The organism is uncultured Rothia sp. (genome assembly GCF_937976295.1).
Taxonomy (GTDB): domain Bacteria; phylum Actinomycetota; class Actinomycetes; order Actinomycetales; family Micrococcaceae; genus Rothia.
In genome coordinates this window covers 1-4,646 of record NZ_CALJRY010000279.1, presented here as the reverse complement: position 1 = coordinate 4,646, position 4,646 = coordinate 1, and the positions used below count along the sequence as shown (strand labels likewise).

At 59.4% G+C, this 4,646-nt stretch carries 3 protein-coding genes and 1 tRNA gene; 1 reads left to right on the top strand and 3 read right to left on the bottom strand.

Annotated features, from left to right (window positions below):
- Positions 1 to 384 (top strand): DoxX family protein (locus Q0216_RS07365; protein WP_298594165.1); only part of this gene is annotated, 384 nt, incomplete at its 5' end.
- Positions 385 to 678: 294 nt separating this feature from the next.
- Here the strand turns inward: Q0216_RS07365 and Q0216_RS07360 are convergent.
- The 3 genes from Q0216_RS07360 to Q0216_RS07350 all read right to left on the bottom strand — a co-directional run bounded on the left by Q0216_RS07360 (position 679) and on the right by Q0216_RS07350 (position 4,541).
- Positions 679 to 752: transfer RNA gene (locus tag Q0216_RS07360), tRNA-Leu, on the bottom strand.
- A 260-nt stretch (positions 753 to 1,012) separates the two neighbouring features.
- Entirely contained in the window at positions 1,013 to 2,398 is a 1,386-nt protein-coding gene (locus Q0216_RS07355) for an NAD(P)/FAD-dependent oxidoreductase (protein ID WP_298594163.1), read from the bottom strand.
- A 511-nt stretch (positions 2,399 to 2,909) separates the two neighbouring features.
- Positions 2,910 to 4,541, bottom strand: a complete 1,632-nt coding sequence (locus Q0216_RS07350) for a S8 family serine peptidase (RefSeq protein WP_298594161.1) — start codon at positions 4,539 to 4,541, stop codon at positions 2,910 to 2,912.
- Positions 4,542 to 4,646: the final 105 nt, after the last annotated feature.

Here is a 4,646-nt window from a genome sequence, read left to right as displayed (position 1 = left end):
CTGCTCATCCTCCGACTCGTCTTCGGCTTCGTCATGATCATGCACGGAACCCAGAAAGCATTCGAATGGACCCCCGCGGGCACCATCGCCTCCTTCGAACAGATGGGCATCCCCATGGCAGCCGCAGCAGCATACTTCACCATGGCAACCGAACTGGTCGGCGGCATCATGATTATCCTGGGTGCAGGCACCCGCATCGCGGCAGCCGCATCCGTTATCTCCATGAGCGGCGCACTCTTCTTCGTCCACCTCGCAGCAGGTTTCTCCGTATCCAAGGGCGGTTACGAATACGTCCTCACCCTCGCCGCAGTAGCAGCAGCCCTCGCTCTCACCGGCGCAGGCAAGTTCTCCATCGACGCGCTGATCACCGCGCGCCGCAAGTAAGCTTCGAACCTTTCCCTGCCTCAACCCATGAATCCTGAAGGCAGGTAATCACCGATAGGTTCACAGACTTCACCGCCGGCCGTCCTGATTCCGGCAAAGGATGACCGCATCTACCCCGGTGAAGAGAGTGCGCGGAATGCGTTAGCCTGCACCGCCACTCCACGATGCCCCCGATAGTATGGGTCGGGGGCATCGCCTTTTAAACGCATCCAGACACGCAAGCGGCGGCCCCTCCCCCCCACGGGAAGAGCCGCCGCCTAAATCTATACCGCGCATCTACGCGCGTCCGCGCAGTGCCCCCACTGGGACTCGAACCCAGAACACAAGGATTTTAAGTCCTCTGTCTCTGCCAATTGGACTATGAGGGCGCATCCCGAACAGCCCGGGACACAAACATTTATTATTCCACGAAAACGCACCCGAACCTAAGCAGAGACACATTTCAAATAGCTCCCCGCACTCCGCCGCAACAAGCATCATACAAAAGCATTGGTGGGCGGCTAAGCTAGACAGCTCGCAAACACTCGGGCACACAATAGGCGGTGCAGAAGACCAAAGTCTTCCACACCGCCCATTGCTTTATCTCACGTGCACATCTCAGGGAGATATACCCCTAAGTCAGGCTATTTTAGAGCTTTGCCTTCTGGCGGGTCGGTGCAGTACCGGTTGCTTCCTGGAATGCCAGGCGCGGGGAGCGCTGGTGGCGAATCGAGGAGGTGTCGCGACCGAAGATCTGGTTCAGTGCCCAGGTGGTCATAACGCGAACGGTACGCTCGGTGGTGGGGATTGCAGAGCCGTGGTAGCCGCGGTGCATAATCCATGCCAGCGGGCCGCCAATGGTCTTGCCCTTGAAGTTTGCAACGCCCTTCCACAGGCCCAGACCTGCCACAACACCAATGGTCTCGTGGTAGTAATCGGTCAGGGGCTCGCCGCGGCGAGCAGCCAGCAGGTTCTTCGCCAGAACAACAGCCTGGCGGGAAGCGTGCTGAGCGTTGGGAACGCAGAAGCCACCCACGCCGCCACCGGAGAGGTCCGGAACAGCTGCGTTGTCGCCAGCAGCCCAAGCGCCCTCAACCACGCCGTCGTCGCCGGTGACGCGCAGGTCTGCGCTCACGCGAACGCGGCCACGCTCGTCGATCGGGAAGTCGGTGTTCTTCAGCATCGGGGATGCTGCCACACCCGCGGTCCAAATCAGGGTGTCGGTCTTGATCTCACCTGCGGGGGACTTGTCAGCCATGTTGATCAGCTGCAGGTTGCCGTCGGTTGCGTCGGAGAGGGAGGTGTTCAGCAGAATCTCGATGCCGCGTGCACGCAGCTCTGCAACAACCTTCTCTGCACGGTCTGCGGGAACCTCGGGCATGATGCGCGGTGCAGCCTCAACCATGACGAAGTGCAGGTCAGAAACGGAGAGACGCTCGTTGCGCTCCACAGCAACGCGTGCCATGTCCTCGAGCTCGGAGATGGTCTCAACACCTGCGAAGCCACCACCAACGATGACGAAGGTCAGGGCACGACGACGTGCTTCAGCGTCGGTGAGCATGGATGCAACCTCGATGCGGTCCAGAACCCAGTTACGAACGGAGACTGCCTCTTCAATGGTCTTCAGACCGATAGCGACCTCTGCCAGACCCGGAATCGGGAATGCGCGGGTCACAGCGCCTGCGCCGAGGACAATCTCGTCGTACTTCAGCTCGAAGGGCTCACCGTTGTCGGTGGGCTCAACAACAGCGGTGCGGTTTGCGTGGTCGATGGAGACAACGCGGCCGGGGATCAGCTCGGTGTCGCGCAGGTGCTGGCGCAGCGGCACAGTTGCGTTACGGCCTTCCATGGAACCTGCTGCAACCTCGGGGAGGAAGGGCTGGTAAGTCATGTAGGGGTTCGGCTCAACGATGGTGACGACGCCACCGGTCTCCTTGATAGCCTTCTGGATTTTCTTAGCAACGGTGAAGCCGACGTAGCCGCCACCGACGATCAGGACGCGAGGACGGTCCTGTGCCACCTTAGTGAATGCCATTTTGTTACTTCCTAGTCTTTAGGTACCGAGGTTCGGTAGCCCCGGTAGGTTGATATGTGCAACTTTCGGCTCGTTCCGAAAGCTCCCCTGACGAACAAAGCGGCCCGCTCTGGAAGTCCTTACGCAACGCGAAGTGGCTAGCAGCACGAGCCTGTCTATCACATACCTGTTGTGTTTTATTTTACGCCTTTGTTTAGGTGATTTCGCACTTATGGCCCCTTTGAGCTGACCCTAAGTTAAAAGTTTTGTGCATCTGAACAGGGTTCATCTCGTGATGCGGGTTACGGTCAAAACTACCCTTTCCGTTTTTTGCGCGGTATGTTCGATATTTTCGTTTAGTGAGGCGTTCCCCAGCGAAAGCCAGCCCCAAACGCCAAAGCCCGGGGCTAACTCAAAAGTCAGCCCCGGGCGAACAGAAAAAGCCCCCGCACAACAGAAAAACGTCATCAAACAGCGCTAACGAGAGGCCCTGCGAACGCTCCTCCCTACAAGCTTATTGAGTCCGTACAGCTTATTGAGGCTTCTTCGACGCACGGCGAGCACCCCGATGAGAACCCGGATGATGCGCCGCCTCACGAGCCATCCGCGCAGCCTCACCCGCACTCACATGCAGCCTGTGCAAACGATGCACCGAACCAGCCGTAATAATCGTCAGCCACAACGTCAGCGCCGCCAAAATCACCGGCGGCAACCAGCCACGATCCTCCGGAGGACGACGCGCATCCGGCGCAGCCGCCTTCACAATGCTCTCACCCTCCTCATGAACCGGCGCAGCATCACTCGGAGTCGGCTCACTCACCTGCTGCTTACGATGCACAGCAATCCACTCAGAAATAGAACCCAACGGATTAGCAGTCACCGTAGGTGAGGCCAAAGCCATCGCATCCTGCGGATTGAGAATACCGTAACCATACACAGGGTCACGGCCCGGCACACCAGCATCATCAGCCGAAGCAATCAAACGCTGAGCCAGCTGAGCCGCCGACTCCTTCGGATACTTCTGCTTCAACAACGCCGCAACACCCGTCACCAACGGAGCAGCAGCCGAAGACCCCGACCACAACATGTAGCCATTACCCGGAGCAGCCGCAATCATATCCGTACTCGGAGCAACCACAGCAATCGAAATGCCCTGAGTCGACGACCCCTCAGAAACCTGCTTATTCCGGTCAATACCACCAACCGTCAGCACACCAGGAATCGTCGCCGGAGCACCAACCTGCGTCAAGCCGCTACCGCGGTTACCCGCAGCCGCAACAATCAGCACGCCCTTCTGCTCAGCGTAGGCAAAGGCCTCATCCCAGCTCTGCGGCCAGCTCGTCTTATTCGAGCCAATCGACATGTTGATAATCTGAGCCCCGTTATCGACCGCATAACGCACCGCCGCAGGGATCTGCTCATCAATGCTCTTACCGCCGGTCGTGCCCATATTCAGCGAAATCGGCAGAATCTTCGCCTCGGGAGCCACACCAATCATACCGGTCGGCTTACCCGGCTGACCCGCAATCGCAGAATAGCCCTGCGTATCGTGGCCGTGACCGGCAATCAGAGAAGCGACCTCCGTGCCGTGCATCGGCTCAGCACCCAGGCCCTTCCAGCCGTCCTCGCTACCCACGCCCGAAGCGTCATAGCCGCGCAGAACATTACCCTCAAGATCCGGGTGGGTGCCGTCCACGCCCGTATCAATCACAGCAACCGTCACGCCCTTACCCGTAGCCTGCGACCACAGGGAGGTAATACCGTACTCCTTCAGCCAGTACTCGCGCTGACGGACATCATCACCGTTCGTGGTTGACGCGCCCTGACTCGGAGTTGCAGAAGTCTTCGGCACCGCAGTACCCGACGGTGCAGGAGTCGCCGTCACCTCCCTCTTAGGGCTCGGCGACGCAGAAGCGGAAGGGGTCGGGTCCGTCGCCCAGGCGGCAGGCGCCAGCGGGGTCCACAACGGCAGAAGAGTCAACGCGGCACTGGCACCCAACGCTGCAACCTTACGGATGCGGCGAGTAGCGCCTCCACCAGAACTAACCGAGGCGCGCACAGCATATACACGAGATACACGAGAGGCACGAGACGCACAGGCGAAAGATGGCGCAAAAGACCAGCCGGTCAGGGGTATACCTCGCCGACGCTCAGAATGGAACATTAAAACTCCTCAAGCTGAGCCACGCCGTGAACCACCATCGGTTCACGGCGCGAGCATTCAAGCCTACAGCTGGGACAGAGCGATACCGTCCAGAATGTCGTGCTC